The sequence below is a fragment of the Massilia aurea genome (assembly GCF_040790145.1).
Taxonomy (GTDB): Bacteria; Pseudomonadota; Gammaproteobacteria; order Burkholderiales; family Burkholderiaceae_D; genus Telluria; species Telluria aurea_C.
This window is the reverse complement of record NZ_JBFMMP010000017.1, coordinates 22,537-40,881: the sequence shown is the minus strand read 5'-3', so window position 1 is coordinate 40,881 and position 18,345 is coordinate 22,537. Positions and strand designations below refer to the sequence as shown.

Here is an 18,345-nt window from a genome sequence, read left to right as displayed (position 1 = left end):
CCGTTAGCCGGCCGGGTCTTTTTGCAGGCTGTCCCCGCGCTCTTTCTCGTGATGCGGAAAGCGGTCCATCTTCGACAGCACCGGGAAGAGCAAGGCCCATACGCCGGTGACGACCAGCGTGGCCACGCCGCCGAGCAGGATTGCGCGCGTCAGGCCCAGCCAGCCGGCGGTGACGCCCGACTCGAATTCACCGAGTTCGTTCGAGGCGCCGATGAACACCGAGTTCACGGCGCTCACACGCCCGCGGATCTCGTCGGGCGTTTCGTACTGCACCAGCAGGTGGCGGATATACACGCTGACCATGTCGCCCACGCCGAGCAGGAACAGCGCGCCGAAGGCGATGGCGAAGTTGTCCGTCAGGCCCAGCACGATCACGCACAGTCCGAACAGGGCCACGCCGCCGAACATCCAGGCGCCGACGCGACGCGTGATCGGGAACATCACCAGCGCGATCGAACACAGGGCCGCGCCCACGCCCGGCGCCGTGCGCAAAAAGCCCAGGCCGGACGGCCCGGCGCCCAGGATGTCGTGCGCGTAGGCCGGCAGCAGGGCGGTCGCGCCGCCGAACAGCACGGCGAACAGGTCGAGCGAAATCGCGCCCAGCACGATCGGGCGCGAACGCACGAAGCGCAAGCCTTCGAGCAGCGTGTGCCAGCTCACGGGGGCCTTGTTGACCACCTGCGCGATGGTGCGTGTGTTGGTCATCAACAGCACGGCCAGCGCAAGCAGCGAGGCGGACGTCATGTGCACTGTCTGCGGGCCCAGCACATACAGCAGGCCGCCGACGATCGGGCCGAGGATCATCGCCACGTGCATCGTCGACGAGCCCAGCGCCACGGCCTGGCTGAAGTCGCGGTCGTGCACCAGGTTCTTGAGTACCGCCTGCGAGGCCGGCATCATGAAGGCGCGCGCGCTGCCGAACAGCACCAGGATCGCAAACACGGGCCATACGGTCGTGCTGCCGCTGGCCGTGAAGGCAATCAGCATCGCGCTGCACAGCAGTTGCACGGCCATGCAAGCGAGCACGATCAGGCGCCGGTTGTAGCGGTCGGCCACGTGGCCGGCCCACAGGATCAGCACCAGGAACGGTGCGAACTGCGCCAGGCCGATCAGGCCCAGGTCGAACAGGCTGCCGGTGATCTGGTACACCTGCCAGCCGATCGCCACGCTTTGCATCTGCACGGCGAAAGTGGCGAGAAAGCGCGCTGACAGGTAGAACGCCAGATTGCGGTTGCGCAGGACGCCCAGGCGCCCGGTCGGAGAGATGAGCGCCATGGGCCTTACTGGCTGGCCAGGTCGGCTGCGGTGGTGAAGGCGTCGGCGAAGAATTCGTCTTCGGGCAGGCCGCACAGCGCCACGTAATCGCGGCGGGCCGAATCGACCATCACCGGCGCGCCGCAGGCATACACCTGGTGGCCCGAGAGATCGATGATGTCCTGCACGACGGCCGCGTGCACGTAGCCGGTGCGGCCCGTCCAGGCGTCGTCGGGCAGCGCGTCGGAAATCACCGGCACGTACGTAAAATCGGGCAGGGTGGTTTCCCAGGCGCGGCACAGTTCGTCCATGTACAGGTCTTGCGGACGGCGCCCGCCCCAGTACAGCGTGATCTTGCGCGCGGACTTCAGGTGCATCAGGTGCTCGACCAGGGCTTTGACCGGCGCGAAGCCCGTGCCCGAGGCCAGCAGCACGATCGGCTTGTCGGATTCTTCGCGCAGGAAGAACGTGCCAAGCGGGCCTTCGAAGCGCAGGATGTCGCGCTCTTTCATGGCGCCGAACACGTGGTCGGTGAACAGGCCGCCGGCCAGATGGCGGATGTGCAGTTCGAGCGGGCCTTCGAACGACGGCGCGTTGGCGATCGAGTAGGCGCGGCGCTTGCCGTCCTTGAGCAGGAATTCGATGTACTGGCCGGCGCGGTAGGCCAGCAATTCATTGGCCGGCAACTGCAGGTTGACGATGGCGACGTCGGGCGCGGCCTTGCGGATGCCGGCGACGCGCGTGGGCATCTTGCGCAGCGGGTAGTCCGAGCTGCCACCCACTTCGCGCGCCTCGATCGTCAGGTCGGCGCCCGGCACCGCGCAGCAGAACAGCGCCATGCCGGCGGTCTTTTCGATATCGCTCAGCGCGCGCTGCTGGTACGGCTTGTGCTCGACGGCGCCGTCCAGCACCTTGCCCTTGCACGAGCCGCAGGCGCCGTTCTTGCAGCCATACGGCAGGCCGATGCCGGCGCGGATCGCGGCGGCTAACACGGTTTCATCGGCTTCGCAGCCGAACTGGCTGCCGCTGGGCTGGACGGTGATCTGGAAGGTCATGCGAATGGGGGCGATTGGACGCGAATGCGGGTGGTTGGTCGGGTGCGCCGGCGTGCGGCGACAGGCCGCCATTCTACACCGGCCCCTGTTTTGCCGGGCGCGCCCTGTGCTACAGTTGCCGCCTTCGCGACCCGCTCTATCCCACGCTCAGCCCATGTCCCTGCCATCCCGCCCCGCCTTCGCCCGTCCGCGCCTGTTGATCGTCGGCTGTGGCGACGTGGGCATGCGCCTCTTGCCGCTGCTGGCCGGGCGCTTTCGTGTGTTTGCCCTGACCAGCCAGCCGGAACGCTGCGCCGAACTGCGCGCGGCCGGCGCGGTGCCCGTCATCGCGGACCTCGACCGGCCCGCGAGCCTGGCGCGCCTGCGCACGCTGGCGCCGTGGGTGCTGCACCTGGCCCCGCCGCAGCCCGACGGCGACACCGACCGCCGCACGCGCCACCTGGTGGCGGCGTTGGGCGAGGTGCGCCGCATCGTGTATGTGAGCACCAGCGGGGTGTATGGCGATTGCGGCGGGGCGCTCGTGAAAGAGCACCGCCCGGTGGCGCCGAAGAACGGGCGCGCCCGGCGCCGCGTGGATGCCGAACGCATCCTGCGCGCGTGGGCGCTGGCGGCCGGCGCGACGCTGTCGATCGTGCGCGCGCCCGGCATCTACGCGGCCGACCGCCTGCCGCTGCGGCGCCTGGAGCAGGGCACGCCCGCACTGCGGCCGGAGGACGATGTGTACACCAACCATATCCACGCCGACGACCTGGCCCGCATCGTGATGCTGGCGCTGGTGCGCGGGCGCCCCGGGCGCCTTTACCACGCGGTTGACGGCACGCGCATGAAGATGGCCGATTACTTCGACGCCGTGGCCGACACGGTGGGCCTGCCGCGCGCGCCGCGCCTGCCGCGCGCCGAGCTGGCCCGGGTGGTATCGCCCGTGCTGCTGTCGTACATGTCCGAGTCGCGCCAGCTCGATAACACGCGCCTGGCGCGCGAACTGCGGGTGCACCTGCAGTACCCGGATGTCGCCACGGCGCTGGCGCGCCTGCGGCGCTAACGATCAACCCGGCTGGCCGGATCAGGCCTGCTTGCCCGGGGACGCGCAGAACGCGGTCCGGCTGGCCAGGACGGCTGGCATGCCCGGCGAAGCGCAGAAGGCGCTGTCGGCGGCCTTGGCGGCCGGCTTGCCGGGATAGGCGCAGAAGGCGATCCCATCCGCTGCGGCGGCCGGTTTGCCCGGATAGGCGCAGAACGCGGTGCTGCCCGCTTGCGCCCCTGGCTTGCCCGGATAGGCGCAGAATGCGGCGTCGCCCTTGATCACCACGCCGAACTCGGTTTCGTACAGCTCACGCATGCGCTCGCCGGCCTCGACATGCTCGTGTTCGGTGCCGGCGGTCATGCCGACGTACGGATAGTGGTGCAGGAAGAAGCCGAAGGCGGCTTCGCAGTCGCGGGCATACTTCATGGTGTCGAGGATGTGGTAATGCCAGAAGGTATCGACGTCGACCGTTGGCGAGGCGCCGGCTTCAGGGTATTTCTTCATCAGGAACAGGAAGCGCCGGTATTCGGTTTCCACGGCATTGGTGCGCGCTTCGGACCAGCCTTCGCCGGACGCTTCGTGCATCAGTTTCGCCTTGATCGGGTTCAGGTCAAGCGCATCGAAAGCGGCATATTCGGTTTGGGTCGACATCGTAATCACCTCGTGTGGTTTGTGGACGAATCGGGTTGTGTTGTGGTTTGTCGCGGTCATGTGCAGGGTGTTTCCACAACGCATTTCAAGAATTCCAGCGGTGTTGACCTGTGACAGACACATCCATTGTCATGCGATGGCTCAGTACAACAATTGCGCTAGATCAAACTTGAGGGAATGGACGAGTTCGTTTGACAACGACGTCGTCACTGTGCGTGGAAGGGCCGTCAGACGACGACTGGGGAGATCGGTGCGCTGTCGGCGCGCAGGCCGGGCGCCGGGGTGTCGGCGGGCACCTCGGCCACCGGGATGCTGACCACGATCGTGGTGCCGACACCCTGGCTGCTGCTGATCGAGAACGAGCCGCCGAGGATGGCGATGCGTTCCTCGATGCCCACCAGGCCGAAGGAGCCATGGCGGTTACGGCTGCCTGGTTGCAGGCCGATGCCGTTGTCGCGGATGGTCATGGTGAGCATGTCGGCGTGCTGCTGCAGCGCGATGCTCACGCGGGTCGCGCGCGCGTGACGCGCCACGTTGTTGAGCGACTCTTGCAGGATGCGGAAGAACGCGGTGGCCGAATTGTCGTCGATGCGGTATTCGCCATCGTCGTCCGTCAGCTCGCAGGCAATGCCGGTGCGGCGCGCGAAGTCGGCGACCTGCCAGTCGACCGCGGCCGACAGGCCCAGGTCGAGCACGTTCGGGCGCAGGTCGTTGATGATCTGGCGCACGCTGCGGATGGTGACGTCGATCTGGCGCACCGTGGCCACGGCGCGCGCGTGCAGGCGCTGCTGCCCGGCGCGGGTGCGGTTGGCCAGCAGTTCGGCTTCGATCTTCAGCGCCAGCAGGTTCTGCGCCAGGTCGTCGTGGATTTCGCGCGCGATGCGCTTGCGCTCGCCTTCCTTGATCTGCTCGGCATGGGCGGCAAGCAGGCGCAGTTTTTCATGGCTGGCCTGCAGCTTGGCCTGGGACGCGCGCAGTTCGCGCGTCATTTCACCGGCCATGCGCAGCGCGTTGCGGCGCGACGAGGCCAGCGTCTGGAACAGCGCGTACAGCAGGGCAGTGCTCATGCCGGCGGCAAACGCCGCCAGCCACGGGTAATACATGTCGAAACGCGTGTACAGCTCGGCTTTGGGGATGCTGAAGTCGGCCCGCCAGACGCGCTGGTTGAACTCCACCGGCAGGCTGGCCGCGAAGATCGTATCGTCATCCGGCGGCTGGGCCGGGTTGGGCTGCGCGGGCGTCGCCAGGCTGTCATACAGTACCGCGCGCGGCGGCGCCTCGCCCGGCTCGGGCGCCAGCGCGGTCAGCTCGGTCAGCACCAGGCGCACGCCTTCGACCGGGAATTCATCGAGCACGCCGGCCACCAGCGGCGAGATGCCGAAGCCCAGGCCGGCCGAGCCGACATACGCCAGGCGCCGCTCCTGCACGCTGTTATTGGGCAAGTCGCTGCGATAGACAGGCAGTCGCAGCGCCAGCGCGTTCTGGTTGGGGCCGGGGCGCAAGGCGATGCGCGTGCCCGAGGCGCTCGAGCTGCCGGTATCGCGCGCCACGGCCAGCGAGCGCCGGGTCGTGCCGCGCGCTTCCAGGTCCAGTCCCAGTTTGTCGAGCAGATTGGCCGGTAGCGGCTCGAGGTACACCAGCACCGTGTAGGTGTCGCGGTCAGGCTCTGGCAGCAGGGATTCGTGCACGACGCCGCGCCGCGCCAGGCGCTCGCGCAGTTCGTCGTTCAGCGCCGGCAGGCGGTCGGCGCGCACTGCGCGCGCATAATTGATGTTGACGATCCCGGGGAAGTTGCGCTTGATGTCGAGTTCGCCGACATACTGGCGGAACTGCGCCGCGCTGATATTGGGTTCGGAGCGAAACAGGCCGGCCACGCCGCGCAGCACGTCGCTGTAGCTCTTGAGGCGGGCGTCGATATTGGTCTGGGCGGCGCGCGCCATGGCGCGAAAGCGCGCCTGCGCGTCGCTTTCGATGGCCTCGGACGTGGCGAAGTAACCGCCGGCCCCGAACGCCAGCGTCAGCACCACGCCGACGATCATGGCGGCGGGTACGAATGTCCCGGGTTGGCGGTCTGGATGCATGGGTGGTCTCGCGAACGGGACGCCTGTTGTTGCAGCGGGCGCATCTGAGGTTCCTACGCTAAGCATTGTCGGCGTCTGCCGTAGCTAGCAGGTTTACTAGGTTCTTGAAAATGTCGGTTCCACAATGAAATAAAAATGGCGCCCGGCTCTCTGGGAGCGGGGCGCCGTGGTCTGGCAGGTTTGACGTCTTTAGTTGAAGCTCAGCCCGTTGTTGCTGGCGTTACTGACTTTCTTGCCCTTGAGGTCGACCGTGAAATGGTCGCTCGGCTTGGCCGATCCGAGGCCCTTGAGGATCGCGAACACGCCCTTGAACTGCTGCTGGAACGGCACGTGCACCGGGTTCTGGTCGGACGGCTTGTCGCCGATGCGCACGATCGGCGCCGGGTTGGCCGGGAAGGCCGCCATCAAGACCTTGTACTGGTTCACGCGCGCCTGGCCCATGTCGCGCAGGGCCAGTTCGCCCGCATACACGGTGCGGTGGAAGTCGCCGTAGAACGCGTACGGGCTCAAGCCCGCGAAGTCATCCAGGCGCAGGCCAGCGCTCGTTGCCAGGCGTTCGGCGCGCACGGTGGCCGCCTGCCAATCGGTGGCCAGGGTCGAGGCGGCAACCGTGGTGGCCGGCGGCGTGCCGGCGGCGGCGCACGAGGCAGTGAGCGGCAACACGCCGGGCGCATCCTTCAGCTGCGCCAGCGTGACCTGGGTCTGCAGCTGCGACAGGATCAGCATCTGCTTGCCGTCCAGGGCCATCGCCGCCTCTTTCATCTCGCATGGCCAGTACTCGTCCATGAAGCGCAGGCGCGACAGCTCGCCGAAATATTGGTGCGTGAATTCACCATACGAGCGGGTATCGAGAATGCTGCGGTCCCAGCGCTTGACCGCGTCGCCCGGTACGGCACTCCCCTTGAGGTAGTCGTTCTCGACCACGTAGTGCGGGAACAATTCGGCAAAGCGCGGCACCGTCGACAACGGCATGGTCTGGACGTCGATCGTGTCGGCATTCTTGTAGGTGACGATCTTGTAGGCGGCGCCATACACGGCCAGCGAAGGCGACTGCACATTGACGAGGTAGTTGCCGCTGCCGTCAGTGTGGTCGTTGGTGCCGTTGAAGTGCATGTGGCCGCCCACGTGCAGGCGCAGGCCGGTGCCGGCCACGGCGTTGGCGACGGTCTGGTCCGGCACGCGCGCAGTCTGGAACGCGCCCGCCTTGAACACATCCTTCATGGCCTGCGTCTGGTTGGCGTAGAAGTCCATGGTCGGGTAGTGCGAGAAGGCCATCAGTTGCTTGCCCTCGGCCTTGGCGCGGGCCGCCACCGACTTGATGTAATCCATCAGGAACATCTTGTGGGTGATGACCTTGTTCCAGCCGGCATTCCCGGCGCCATCGTAACCCTTGAAGCTGGTCGGATTGGCCGGGTCGAACTTCGCGTTCGGCACGAACACATTGGCGTCGATCGACAGCAGCCACAGGCCCTTGACTGGCTCGACCAGGTAGGTGGTGTCGATCATGCTGGTGCACTTGGTAAAGGATTTGCCAAGCTTTGCCTCGCCGGCAGCCTTGTAGGTCCCGCCCGAACCTTCGGCGCAGATCTCGAACTGACGGCTCTTGCCGGTCGATTGCGCGAGCGCCGCGTCGTAGGTATATTTGCCGGCGGCGTAGTTGCTGAACGGCGTCTCCCACAGCAGGTCGGCCTTGTTCGGCATGAACCCGAATTCGCCCATCTTGACCATCAGGCGTTCGGTGCCTTGCTCCATCACCTGGTCGGTGCAGATCACGGTGGGATCCTTGGCGATGCATGCCGGATTGCCGGTGGCATAGATCTTTTGTTCTTTGCCTTCCTTGGTCAGGAAGTCATTCTTGCCCGCTTCGTTGTCATCGTATGGCTCGACGGGATCATGGTTGCCGGGCGCCAGGAAGAAACGCATGCCCTTGGCCTGGTACTGCTTCATGATCTCGGCGATGCCGTCGACGTTCATCGGCTGGGCATCGTCGGTGTAGTCGCCCGGAAGCGCGACGACGCGGATGCCCTTGGCGTAGGCGTCGTCGAGCGCGGCGTAGAACGCGAAGTAGTTCTCGTTGAACAGGCGCGTCGAGGTCAGTTGCGCGTACATCGTGCGGATGGTCGCGTTCCTGCCGTCTTTGGTCGGGATGCCGGCAAACTGGCTGCTCTTGAAGTCGCCGTAGACGTTCTGGAAGTGGACATCGCTCATGAAGGCCACGGCGGTGCTCACCGGCGCAGGTGCCGGGTCCGGGGTCTGGACGGGTGGCGGCGTGACGACGGGCGCGGCGCTGTCGCTGGGGCTGCAGCCTGCCAGCAGGGCCAGCGCCAGCGCTGTGGTGCAGGTGGCGGTGCAGGTGGCGGTGCAGGTGAGAGTGAGACGGGTCATGCATTACTCCGGTCAGCTAAGGTGACGGGATGATTGCAAACTTGCATGACCGGGCTGTTACAGATGTGTCATTTAATGGTAAGGCTGTCACGGGCGCCGTCGCGACCGGCGGCGCCCATGCCGTGCTGGCGTCTGGCGTGCTTACTTGCCCCAGCTATCCTTGAGCGTCGTCACGCGATTGAACACGGGCTTGCCCGGTGTCGAGTCGACGCGATCGGCCACGAAGTAGCCGTGACGCTCGAACTGGAAGCGCTGGTCGCCCACGGCATCCTTCAGGCCCGGCTCCAGGTACGCGGTGATCGTCTCGAGCGCGTTCGGATTGAGCACCGACTTGAAGTCCTTGCCGCCGGCATCCGGCTGCGCATCGAGGAACAGGCGGTCGTACAGGCGCACTTCGGCTTCCAGCGCGCTGGCCGCGCTCACCCACGTGATATTGCCCTTGACCTTGTAGTTGTCCGCGCCCGGCGTGCCCGACTTCGAATCCTCGAAATATTTCACATGCACGGCGGTGACGGTGCCGTCGGCATCCTTGTCGAAGCCCGTGCACTCGACCACGTAGCCATACTTCAGGCGCACGCGGCTGCCCGGCAGGTCGCCCTGCGGGGGCGTGAAGCGGAAATAACCCTTCACCGGCGTTTCCATGAAGTCTTCCTGCTCGATCCACAGTTCGCGCGTGAACGGGAAGGTGCGCTTGCCCATCTCCGGGTGGTGCGGGTGCACCGGCGAGCTGCATTCGTGCGACTCGCCCTCGGGGAAGTTGTCGACGATCAGTTTCAACGGCCGCAGCACGGCAATGGCGCGCGGCGCTTTCGGGTCGAGGTCGTCGCGCAGCGCGCCTTCGAGCGTGCTCATGTCGATCCAGCCGTCGGCTTTCGACACGCCGATGCGCTCGCAGAACAGCTGCAGCGACTCGGGCGTGTAGCCGCGCCGGCGCAGGCCGACGATGGTCGGCATGCGGGGATCGTCCCAGCCGGTGACGGTGCCGTCGTCGACCAGCGCGCGCAGCTTGCGCTTGGAGGTGACGACATAGGTCAGGTTCAGGCGCGCGAATTCATACTGGCGCGGCACTGGCTGCCTGAAGAAGCCGCCTTCGGCCAGCGTCTCGACCAGCCAGTCGTAGAACGGGCGGTGATCCTGGAATTCGAGGGTGCACAGCGAGTGCGTGATGTTCTCGATCGCGTCCGAAATCGGGTGCGTGTAGTCGTACATCGGGTAGATGCACCAGGCGTCGCCCGTGCGGTGGTGGTGCGCATGGCGGATGCGGTACAGGGCCGGATCGCGGTTCGTCATGATCGGCGACGACATCGCGTCTTCGCTCATCTTGGCGCGCAGGATGTGTTCGCCGTCCTTGTATTTGCCGGCCTTCATGTCGCGGAACAGTTGCAGCGACTCTTCGGCCGGGCGGTCGCGGAAGCGCGAGTTGGTGCCCAGCGTGCCGAAATTGCCGCGGTTCTTCGCCATTTCTTCGGCGCTCTGGCTGTCGACGTAGGCCTTGCCATTCTGGATCAGGTACTCGGCCATTGCGTACAACTGGTCGAAGTAGTCGCTGGCGTAGTACAGGTGTTCCTGGCCGTCCTGCTGCCACGAGAAGCCGAGCCACTTGACGCTGTCGATGATCGTGTCGACGTATTCCTGGTCTTCCTTCTCGGGATTGGTGTCGTCGAAGCGCAGGTGGCACAGGCCCGCATAGTCGCGCGCCAGGCCGAAGTTCAGGCAGATCGATTTGGCATGGCCGATGTGCAGGTAGCCGTTGGGCTCGGGCGGGAAGCGCGTGATCACCGGCGGCAGGCCGTCGCGGGTATGCGTGCCGGCGGCCAGGTCGGATTCGACGATGGCACGCACAAAGTTCGACGACGGTGCGTTGCCCGGCGTCGGGGAATTCTTGTCGTTGCTCATGAGATAGTTCTGGGAGGGTAAGTTGTTGGGCATTTTACCGTAGACGGCGGGCGTGTAGCGTGCCGCCGTTGCTGGCGCCCCTATATAGGGAAGCGGGCGCTCGCGCCCCGCCAAACCTTTTCTATAGGATAATCTCACTTTATTTGCTTGACGGCCGATGCCGGGAGAGTTTCTGTTGGAAAATTTATACGCGATCCTCGGCGTGGCCCCGAACGCCACCGACGACGAGATCAAGAAGGTCTACCGCTCGCTGGCCATGCGCTATCACCCGGACCGCAACCAGGCGCCGGGCGCCGAGGCGCGTTTCAAGGCCGTGAGCAAGGCCTATGAGATCCTCTCGGACCGCACGAAGCGCGAAGAATACAACCAGAGCGTGAACCACCGCATCGTGCTCGACGCCGAAGCCGAGGCTTTCGAGCTGTGGCGCTCGCTGTTCGCCCTGAACGGCGTCAACCTGCCCGCGCACTGACCCAGTCACGCCAGGGCCGCGCAGGCGGCCCCGCCAAACCATCTACAGGACCCACTATGAAAAACGTACACCCCGAATTCTCTTTCCAGTCGCGTGAACTGGAAGGCCAGATCGAGGGCACCCTGGGCGATCCGCCCAACCGCAAGAACTACGACATGATGGTCAATGCCCTGGTGGCCGAGTACGCCGATGGCGGCGGCATCGACGACGTCAACATGATGGCCTTTGCGCTGGTCGACAAGATCCGCTTTTTGGATGCCAAGGGCCTGATGCGCGAAGCGCTCGACTACGCCGACGGCGACCCGGCCAAGGTGTTCGCGATGGCCGAGTGCACGGGCGACGATGGCGCGAAAATGTACGAAGCCATGACCGCCAACTTCCCTGAACTGGCGCGCCAGGCGATCATCACTGCGTTCCTGTTCAAGAACCAGAATCGCTGGGACGATGAAGACCAGTCGCTCGAGCAGCTGGGCCGCAACGACGATGGCGACGACGTCGACGAAGATGGCGAAGCAACCGAAGACTTCAGTGGCCTGTTCGACGAAGGAGACCGCGATGAGCGATGAAACAGGCAGCAACGATCGCCACAAAAGCGAACACTTGCCGGCCTTGACGCAGCAGGTGGGCGAGCTGGTGCTGGCCGGCTCGCTCGACCACGCCGAAGAGGTGTTCTCGAAAGCGGCCGACGAGCATGGCGACTACGCCGTGGCGCAGGTGCTGAGCGACCTGCCGCCGCAAGTGACCGCGCTGCACCTGGCCGGTTTCGATGGCGGCAAGACGTCGCTGGCGACGATGCTGGTGCCGCCGAAGGCCTGGGCCGACAGCCTGGCCTATATCGCCGCCACCTGGCCCGACAACCTGATCGAGGACGATCCCGAGCGCATCGCCGAGAACCTGTTCAACCACGTCCATGGTGTGGTGTATGCGCAGGACGACGAAGAGCGCCGCAACGAGCTGCTCGAAGCCGCGTCGGCCACCGACCATGGCGCGACGATCTTCGCGATCATGTGGTCGCTGGCCCCGCGCGAAATCCTCGAAGTGGCGGGCGAGATCCTGTCCAAGGGCCGCTATGTCAGTGGCCAGACGAGCGCCGACAGCGATATCGTGCCGCTGGCGGTCGACCTGGCCAAGGCCAGCGAAGATGGCTGGGAGCGTTCGCTGCTCGAGCTGTTCCCCGAGTTTCGGCATAGCGCCGAGATGGCCGAGATCGAGCTGCCGGACGATCCGGACGAAGAGTCCGAATTCATGCAGCGCTCGACCCGCGACCTGCTGCTGCGCCTGCGCAAGCAAGTGCCGTCGGTGCGCAGCATGCCGCGCCGCAGCCCGCGCCGCAGCCTGGGCACGGACATCTTCTCGTGACGGCAGGCCCCAGCATGTTGCCTGCCATCGTCATCGAAAAGCCGCCCCGGCTGGTGCGCGCGATCCGGCTGCTGCCGGTCGACGCTACGCCCGACGAAGCGGCGATCCTGGCCGATGAACTGTCCGGCATCACCGCCATGGTGGCCGAAAAGTTCACCAACGACCGCACCGCCGAAGGCATCGGCCGCGCGCTGCTGCTCACCATCGGCGGCATCTCGCTGGGCCTGGAGCACCTGATCCAGACCGAAGAAGAAGGCGACCTCGATGCGCTCGACATCCTGATCGGGGAGGGCGCCGAGCACGCGTTCCAGGCGGGTTTCCGCCTGATCCGCGAGCTGGCCGCGCTGCCCGAGGACAGCCTGGTGAGCGAATATGACCTCGATCCGGTGTATTCGCAGCGACGCCTGAAAGACCTGTTCGTCGACATCTGCACGGCCGATCCGGGCGAATCATGGTCGGGCTACGAGCGCTACCTGGGCCAGGTCCAGCAGCGCCAAGAGGTTCAAGCGGTGGTCAAGGCGGCCGAGTGGCTGCGCAAGAATCACTACGAAGGGGCGGTGGTCGACCCTGACCTGAACGCCGAGGGCGTGATCGCGATGGCGATCATCTTCGCGGCCGAGGGCGGCGCGCGCATCACGGCGCGCACGGGCCAGCGCGAATTCGAACGCTTCGTGAAAGCCGTGCGCAAGCACAATCCCGACTTCGAAGCCGGCTGGGCCGAGCTGATGGCGCGCGTGCCGCCGGCGCACCAGCCGGTAATCGCCGCGCGCATCGCCACCTACCGCGCCAGCTGCACGGTGCTGCAGCTGATCCATACCAAGGCCACCATCGCCCAGTTGATGGCCGAGATGGAAAACTACGCCGGATCGGAGCTCGATCCCGAGTATCCGTGATGGTGGTGGTTCGGTCATGACGGTATCGGGCGCACGCATTGCCACCGGCAGTGTTGCGTTCCGGCGCATCAACCGGGCCATGGCGTTTGGCGGCTTTTCCACCTTCGCACTGCTGTATTGCGTGCAGCCGCTGATGCCGCTGCTGGGCGACGATTTTCACCTGTCCCCGGCGCAGAGCAGCCTGGTGCTGTCGGTGTCGACGGCCACGCTGGCGCTGGCCTTGCTCGGCTCGAGCAATGTCGCCGAACGGTTCGGGCGCAAGAAGGTCATGGTCGCCTCGATGGTCAGTGGCGCGGTCTTCACGCTGGCCTGCGCGTTCGCGGCCGACTACAGTCACCTGGTGGCGCTGCGCGCGCTGATGGGCCTGATGCTGGGCGGCTTGCCGGCCGTGGCGATGGCCTACCTGGGCGACGAGATCGAACCCACCTCCCTTGGCCTGTCAATGGGCATGTATATCAGCGGCAGCGCCTTCGGCGGCATGACCGGGCGCGTGCTGTCGGCCTTCATCAGCGATTTCGCGTCGTGGCGCATTGCGCTCGGTGTGCTGGGCGCCGCCGGGCTGTATGCGGCGTGGGAATTTTCGCGCAGCTTGCCCGCGTCGCGCCACGGCAGCACGCTCCCGGCGCGTGGCCCCGGATTCATCGATGGCTTGCGCATTCACTTGCGCGATCCGGGGCTGCCGTGGCTGTTCGCGCTGTCGTTCCTGCTGATGGGCGCCTTTATCACGCTGTACAACTACATCGGCTACCGGCTGCTGGGTGCGCCGTTCAAGCTGCGCCCGAGCGCGGTCGGGCTGCTCTCGCTGCTGTACCTGCTGGGAATCGTCAGCTCGATGTGGGCCGGCAAGCTGGCTGACCGGCTCGGGCGGCGCAATGTGTTGTGGCTGGTAATGGCGCTGATGATCGCCGGCTTGTTGGTCACGCTGGTCGATTCACTGGTGGCGATCGTGCTGGGCGTGGGCCTGGCGACCTTCGGCTTTTTCGCCTCGCACTCGGTGGCCAGCAGCTGGGTGGGGCGGCGTGCGCAGGCGCCGCAGGCGCTGGCCTCGGGCCTCTACCTGTTCTGCTATTACCTGGGGTCGAGCGTGGTGGGGTGGTCGGGCGGGTATGTCTACGAGCACTGGGACTGGACCGGTGTCGTGGTCTTGCTGGCGGGGATATTGGGCGTGGGACTGGCGATTGCGTTGCGTTTGCGACACTTGGTGCCGTTGCCAATTAAATACTAACGGTTCAACCCCGGTGCATGCGGTAGCGGTGCAGCGGCTGAAAACCGGCCCCACAAAGTAAAACGCCACGCTGCGAAGCGTGGCGTTGTGCGATCAGCGGCGCGCTGCGCGGTTTTGCGGGCGCGGTGCGCCGCCGGTTTTACCAAGGTGACGGAAAGTGATCCGGCCCTTGCTCAGGTCGTACGGCGACAGTTCGAGGCTGACCTGGTCGCCGGCGATGATGCGGATGTGGTTCTTGCGCATCTTGCCCGAGGTGTAGGCGATCAGCTTGTGGCCGTTTTCGCAGTCGATGCGATAACGCGAGTCCGGCAGCACTTCAGCCACGACGCCATTCATTTCGATGAGTTCTTCTTTTGCCATGATGGAGCTCCTGTAAATTTTAATATAGGGGTATCAGACCAGCCTGGCGCGCGGCGCCCGGGCTGGCGGGTGATGCGGCCCGCAAGAAGCAGGCAGTGTCAGGGTGGGAATAATGTTGTTGACTTCGCTGGGTATTGCGGCCCGTGTGCCATCTCGTGCCGTGGCAGCGCGCTGAGCGCGCATCATTTGTCCACAGGAACACGATATGGGGACGGTAGTTGAAATTTCCAGTGGCAATCTCGTGTTGTCATTCCTGAAACTTTGTGATCGTGGAGGAGTGAGCGATGCCATACAAGCGATAGTGTAGCACGGTTGCCGGGCTGCGGCTCATGCACGGACTCAATGGCGATATAATCTGCCCAACTTCCGTTGCAAAACGCAACGCTTTTCACCGGGTCTTCTGCATGCCACGTGTGCCCACGTGTGTAACGGCCGACTCCTTGGGCTTCGTTCATGACCGACCACGCTGCAGACCGTATTTCCACTGGCATTCCTGGCCTCGACAATATTCTTGGCGGCGGCTTGACGCCGCAACGGGTGTATCTGGTGGAGGGCTCGCCCGGCGCCGGCAAGACCACGCTGGGGCTGCAGTTCTTGCTCGACGGCCTGGCGCGCGGTGAAAGCGGTTTATACATCACCTTGTCCGAAACTACCGACGAACTGATTGCGGTAGGTCAAAGCCATGGCTGGGACCTGGGCAAGCTGGCGATCTTCGAACTGGCTGGCGACGACGATCTCGACCCGGATGCGCAGCAATCGGTGTTCCATCCGTCCGAGATCGAACTGGGCGAAACGACGCGCAAGGTCATGGACCGGGTCGACGAGCTGCGCCCCGTGCGGGTGGTGTTCGACAGCCTGTCCGAGGTGCGCCTGCTGGCGCAGAACTCGCTGCGCTACCGGCGCCAGATCCTCGCGCTGAAACAATTCTTTTCGGCACGCGCCTGCACGGTGTTGCTGCTGGACGACAAAACCAGCCAGTCCGACCAGCACCTGCACAGCATCGCCCACGGCGTCATCAGTCTCGAGCAGATCGCGCGCGAGTACGGCAAGGAACGGCGCCGCGTGAACATTCTCAAAATGCGCGGCATCCGCTTTCGCGGCGGCTACCACGACTACGCGCTCGATACGGGCGGCATCGTCATGTACCCGCGCCTGGTTGCGGCCGAGCACGTGCGCGACTTCGTGCCGCAGGTGGGCTCGAGCGGTTCCGACGAGTTCGATACGCTGCTTGGCGGCGGCCTGATTCGCGGTACCAATACATTGATCGTCGGCCCGTCCGGCATCGGCAAGACCACGCTGTCGACGCGCTGCCTGCTGGCGGCGCTCGAGCGCGGCGAAAAGGCCGCCTATTACCTGTTCGATGAAGGCCTGGGCACCTTCTTTGCCCGCAGCACGCAGCTGGGCCTGGACCTGCGGCCTTACCTGGCCAGCGGCCAGCTCACCATGTGCCACTTCGATCCGGCCGAACTGTCGCCCGGCGAATTCGCCCAGATGCTGCGCGACGCCGTCGAACAGCACGGCACCCGCTTCATGGTGATCGACAGCCTGAACGCCTACCTGCAGGCGATGCCGGGCGAGCACTTCCTGACGCTGCAGATGCACGAGCTGCTCTCTTACCTGAACCAGCAGGGCGTGACCACGATGATGATCCTGGGCCAGCACGGCCTGATGGCCGAAGGCCGCACCGACGTCGACCTGAGCTACCTGAGCGACAGCACGGTCTTGATGCGCTTCTTTGAGGCGAGCGGCAATGTGCGGCGCGCCATCAGCGTGATCAAGAGCCGCACCGCGCAGCACGCGCAGACGATCCATGAGCTGCAACTGGGCCAGGGCGGGGTGCGCATCGGCGCGCCGCTGGACGGCTTCGAGGGCGTTCTCACCGGCATTCCCAACTACCGGGGCAGCACGCCCATGCTGCCGCCTGCCGCGCATGCCGGGTAATAGCGCCAGGCGCAGCGCGCATGAAGAACGCATCCTGATCTTCGCGCCGCGCGGGCGCGATGCCGAAGTCATGGCATCGGTGCTGCAGCGCGATGGCCTGCGGTGCGAAGCCTTCTTCGACTTCGCCCGCATCGCCGCAGCGATCGAGGACGGCGCCGGCGCCGCCATCCTGGCCGAGGAGGCGCTGCAGGACATCGATCCCAAGGCGCTGCACGCCTGGCTCGACGCGCAGCCGCCCTGGTCGGACTTTCCGTTCATCGTGCTGCTGGCCAAGACGGTCGGGCTGCAGCAGGGCGCGGCGCGCGAGCGCCTGGGCGACTACGGCAACGTGATCCTGCTCGAACGGCCGCTCAATGCGCAGACGCTGCGCAGCGCCAGCATCTCGGCCCTGCGCGCTCGGCGCCGCCAATACCAGGCGCGCGACGTGCTGGCCGACCGCGAACAGACGGCCCAAAGCCTGCACGACAGCCGGCAAGAATTGGTCACCCTGAATGAAACGCTCGAATCGCGCATCGACGAACGCACCCGCGCGCTGGCCCAGGCCAACGACCGCCTGATGAACGAGATCATCGAGCGCGAACGCGTGCAGCAGGCCATGGCGCAGTACCAGAAGATGGAAGCGGTGGGGCGCCTCACCGGGGGCATCGCGCACGACTTCAACAACCTGCTCAACGTGGTCCAGGGCAGCATGGACCTGATCCTGTTGATGTCGAAGGACGATGTGGCCAAGGGCCGCGCCGAAATCGCGCGGCGCGCCTGCCAGCGCGGCGGCAAGCTCACGAGCCAGCTGCTCGCGTTTGCGCGCAACCAGAGCCTCGACCTGCGCGAAACCGATATCGGCCTGCTGTTCGACGGCGTGCGCGAACTGGTGGTCAGCTCGCTCGGCTCGGCGATCCGGCTGCGCTTCGCGGTCGACGACGGCTGCGCGGCGGTACTGGCCGACGCCAACCAGATGGAGATGGCCCTCTTGAACCTGGCCATCAATGCGCGCGACGCGATGCCGGTCGGCGGCGAACTGGTGTTCGAAGCAGCCCTGTCGGCGCCGCCGGCGGGCTTGCTGGCCGAGGGCGACTACGTGCGCATCGCGGTGACCGACAGCGGCGAAGGCATGGCGCCGGAACTGGTGGCCAAGGTGTTCGAGCCATTCTTCACGACCAAGGGCGTCAAGGGCACGGGCCTGGGCTTGAGCCAGGTGTACGGGATGGCGCAGCAATCCGGGGGCGCTGCGCGTATCCTCAGCGAGCAGGGCGTGGGCACCACGGTGGAAATCTGGCTGCGCGCCGCAACCGGCACGCTCGACGCCGAGCCGGCCCCGCTGGCGCAGATGCCGGTGGCCAGCCAGCCGGCGCGCATCCTGATCGTCGAGGACGACGACTTCGTGCGCGCCTCGATGGTCTCGTCGCTCGAAGCGCTGGGCCACCAGGTCACGCAGGCCGCTGACGGCGAAGCCGGCCTGGCGGCGCTGCAGAAGGCGCGGCCCGACCTGTTGATCACCGACTACCTGATGCCCGGCATGACCGGCGCCGACCTGATGGTGCGCACGCGCGCGATGTTCCCCGGCCTGCCGATGATCATCGCTACCGGCTACGCCGACATGAAGGTGATCGAACAGGTCATCGGCGACGATATCGTGCTGCGCAAACCGTTCCAGCTGGCCGAGCTGGCGGTGAGCGTCGGCCAGGCCCTGGACCGCCAGCGCCAGCGCGACAGCGCTGCGCTAATATGACTGCACTGCCACTAGCCAACGGACGA

General features: G+C 65.8%; 15 protein-coding genes. 8 read left to right on the top strand and 7 right to left on the bottom strand.

Going from position 1 to position 18,345, the window contains the following annotated elements:
* Positions 1-3: 3 nt before the first annotated feature.
* Both AB2N08_RS19290 and AB2N08_RS19285 read right to left on the bottom strand, forming a co-directional pair.
* A complete protein-coding gene (locus AB2N08_RS19290) occupies positions 4-1,275 on the bottom strand; it encodes an MFS transporter (protein WP_367612520.1) in 1,272 nt (423 codons plus the stop codon).
* A 5-nt stretch (positions 1,276-1,280) separates the two neighbouring features.
* A complete protein-coding gene (locus AB2N08_RS19285; RefSeq protein ID WP_367612573.1) occupies positions 1,281-2,309 on the bottom strand; it encodes a CDP-6-deoxy-delta-3,4-glucoseen reductase in 1,029 nt (342 codons plus the stop codon).
* A gap of 154 nt (positions 2,310-2,463) precedes the next feature.
* On the opposite strand from AB2N08_RS19285, the gene AB2N08_RS19280 reads away from it, so the two are divergent.
* Entirely contained in the window at positions 2,464-3,351 is an 888-nt protein-coding gene (locus tag AB2N08_RS19280; RefSeq protein WP_367612519.1) for an NAD(P)H-binding protein, read from the top strand.
* A 21-nt stretch (positions 3,352-3,372) separates the two neighbouring features.
* Here the strand turns inward: AB2N08_RS19280 and AB2N08_RS19275 are convergent, their stop codons facing one another.
* The 4 genes from AB2N08_RS19275 to AB2N08_RS19260 all read right to left on the bottom strand — a co-directional run bounded on the left by AB2N08_RS19275 (position 3,373) and on the right by AB2N08_RS19260 (position 10,346).
* Positions 3,373-3,984 carry a glycine-rich domain-containing protein gene (locus tag AB2N08_RS19275; protein WP_367612518.1) on the bottom strand — a complete coding sequence of 204 codons (612 nt, stop codon included), beginning with the start codon at positions 3,982-3,984 and terminating at the stop codon, positions 3,373-3,375.
* 227 nt (positions 3,985-4,211) lie between these two features.
* Positions 4,212-6,065: a sensor histidine kinase gene (locus tag AB2N08_RS19270; RefSeq protein WP_367612517.1), complete on the bottom strand. Its 1,854-nt coding sequence runs from the start codon at positions 6,063-6,065 to the stop codon at positions 4,212-4,214.
* A gap of 189 nt (positions 6,066-6,254) precedes the next feature.
* Positions 6,255-8,450 (bottom strand): metallophosphoesterase, encoded by a 2,196-nt coding sequence (locus AB2N08_RS19265; RefSeq protein ID WP_367612516.1) that lies wholly within the window; start codon positions 8,448-8,450, stop codon positions 6,255-6,257.
* A gap of 141 nt (positions 8,451-8,591) precedes the next feature.
* Positions 8,592-10,346, bottom strand: coding sequence for a glutamine--tRNA ligase/YqeY domain fusion protein (locus tag AB2N08_RS19260; RefSeq protein ID WP_367612515.1), 1,755 nt, complete (start codon positions 10,344-10,346; stop codon positions 8,592-8,594).
* Positions 10,347-10,521: 175 nt separating this feature from the next.
* Here AB2N08_RS19260 and AB2N08_RS19255 point away from each other — a divergent pair, with 175 nt between their 5' ends.
* From AB2N08_RS19255 to AB2N08_RS19235, 5 genes are read left to right on the top strand one after another with little or no spacing between them, the layout of a single operon-like run.
* Entirely contained in the window at positions 10,522-10,815 is a 294-nt protein-coding gene (locus AB2N08_RS19255; RefSeq protein ID WP_367612514.1) for a DnaJ domain-containing protein, read from the top strand.
* A 56-nt stretch (positions 10,816-10,871) separates the two neighbouring features.
* The gene (locus tag AB2N08_RS19250) at positions 10,872-11,381 is read left to right on the top strand and encodes a hypothetical protein (RefSeq protein WP_367612513.1); all 510 of its coding nucleotides are present in this window, start codon (positions 10,872-10,874) and stop codon (positions 11,379-11,381) included.
* A complete protein-coding gene (locus AB2N08_RS19245) occupies positions 11,371-12,174 on the top strand; it encodes a hypothetical protein (RefSeq protein WP_367612512.1) in 804 nt (267 codons plus the stop codon). Before AB2N08_RS19250 ends, AB2N08_RS19245 begins: the two co-directional genes overlap by 11 nt.
* Positions 12,175-12,188: 14 nt before the next feature.
* Positions 12,189-13,067: a hypothetical protein gene (locus AB2N08_RS19240; protein WP_367612511.1), complete on the top strand. Its 879-nt coding sequence runs from the start codon at positions 12,189-12,191 to the stop codon at positions 13,065-13,067.
* 16 nt (positions 13,068-13,083) lie between these two features.
* Positions 13,084-14,292 carry an MFS transporter gene (locus AB2N08_RS19235; protein WP_367612510.1) on the top strand — a complete coding sequence of 403 codons (1,209 nt, stop codon included), beginning with the start codon at positions 13,084-13,086 and terminating at the stop codon, positions 14,290-14,292.
* 93 nt (positions 14,293-14,385) lie between these two features.
* Here AB2N08_RS19235 and infA read toward each other — a convergent pair whose 3' ends face one another.
* A complete protein-coding gene (infA, locus tag AB2N08_RS19230; RefSeq protein WP_183549881.1) occupies positions 14,386-14,652 on the bottom strand; it encodes a translation initiation factor IF-1 in 267 nt (88 codons plus the stop codon).
* Between the two features lie 453 nt (positions 14,653-15,105).
* On the opposite strand from infA, the gene AB2N08_RS19225 reads away from it, so the two are divergent.
* Positions 15,106-16,593 carry an ATPase domain-containing protein gene (locus tag AB2N08_RS19225; protein ID WP_367612509.1) on the top strand — a complete coding sequence of 496 codons (1,488 nt, stop codon included), beginning with the start codon at positions 15,106-15,108 and terminating at the stop codon, positions 16,591-16,593.
* Positions 16,583-18,319 (top strand): response regulator, encoded by a 1,737-nt coding sequence (locus AB2N08_RS19220; protein ID WP_367612508.1) that lies wholly within the window; start codon positions 16,583-16,585, stop codon positions 18,317-18,319. The genes AB2N08_RS19225 and AB2N08_RS19220 overlap by 11 nt, the downstream gene beginning before the upstream one ends.
* Positions 18,320-18,345: the final 26 nt, after the last annotated feature.

Excerpts from the sequence above, each read along its gene's own strand:
- AB2N08_RS19290 (WP_367612520.1), bottom strand. The coding sequence starts at position 1,275 with ATGGCGCTCATCTCTCCGACCGGGCGCCTGGGCGTCCTGCGCAACCGC.
- AB2N08_RS19285 (WP_367612573.1), bottom strand. The coding sequence starts at position 2,309 with ATGACCTTCCAGATCACCGTCCAGCCCAGCGGCAGCCAGTTCGGCTGC.
- AB2N08_RS19280 (WP_367612519.1), top strand. The coding sequence starts at position 2,464 with ATGTCCCTGCCATCCCGCCCCGCCTTCGCCCGTCCGCGCCTGTTGATC.
- AB2N08_RS19275 (WP_367612518.1), bottom strand. The coding sequence starts at position 3,984 with ATGTCGACCCAAACCGAATATGCCGCTTTCGATGCGCTTGACCTGAAC.
- AB2N08_RS19270 (WP_367612517.1), bottom strand. The coding sequence starts at position 6,065 with ATGCATCCAGACCGCCAACCCGGGACATTCGTACCCGCCGCCATGATC.
- AB2N08_RS19265 (WP_367612516.1), bottom strand. The coding sequence starts at position 8,450 with ATGACCCGTCTCACTCTCACCTGCACCGCCACCTGCACCGCCACCTGC.
- AB2N08_RS19260 (WP_367612515.1), bottom strand. The coding sequence starts at position 10,346 with ATGAGCAACGACAAGAATTCCCCGACGCCGGGCAACGCACCGTCGTCG.
- AB2N08_RS19250 (WP_367612513.1), top strand. The coding sequence starts at position 10,872 with ATGAAAAACGTACACCCCGAATTCTCTTTCCAGTCGCGTGAACTGGAA.
- AB2N08_RS19245 (WP_367612512.1), top strand. The coding sequence starts at position 11,371 with ATGAGCGATGAAACAGGCAGCAACGATCGCCACAAAAGCGAACACTTG.
- AB2N08_RS19240 (WP_367612511.1), top strand. The coding sequence starts at position 12,189 with ATGTTGCCTGCCATCGTCATCGAAAAGCCGCCCCGGCTGGTGCGCGCG.
- AB2N08_RS19235 (WP_367612510.1), top strand. The coding sequence starts at position 13,084 with ATGACGGTATCGGGCGCACGCATTGCCACCGGCAGTGTTGCGTTCCGG.
- infA (WP_183549881.1), bottom strand. The coding sequence starts at position 14,652 with ATGGCAAAAGAAGAACTCATCGAAATGAATGGCGTCGTGGCTGAAGTG.
- AB2N08_RS19225 (WP_367612509.1), top strand. The coding sequence starts at position 15,106 with ATGACCGACCACGCTGCAGACCGTATTTCCACTGGCATTCCTGGCCTC.
- AB2N08_RS19220 (WP_367612508.1), top strand. The coding sequence starts at position 16,583 with ATGCCGGGTAATAGCGCCAGGCGCAGCGCGCATGAAGAACGCATCCTG.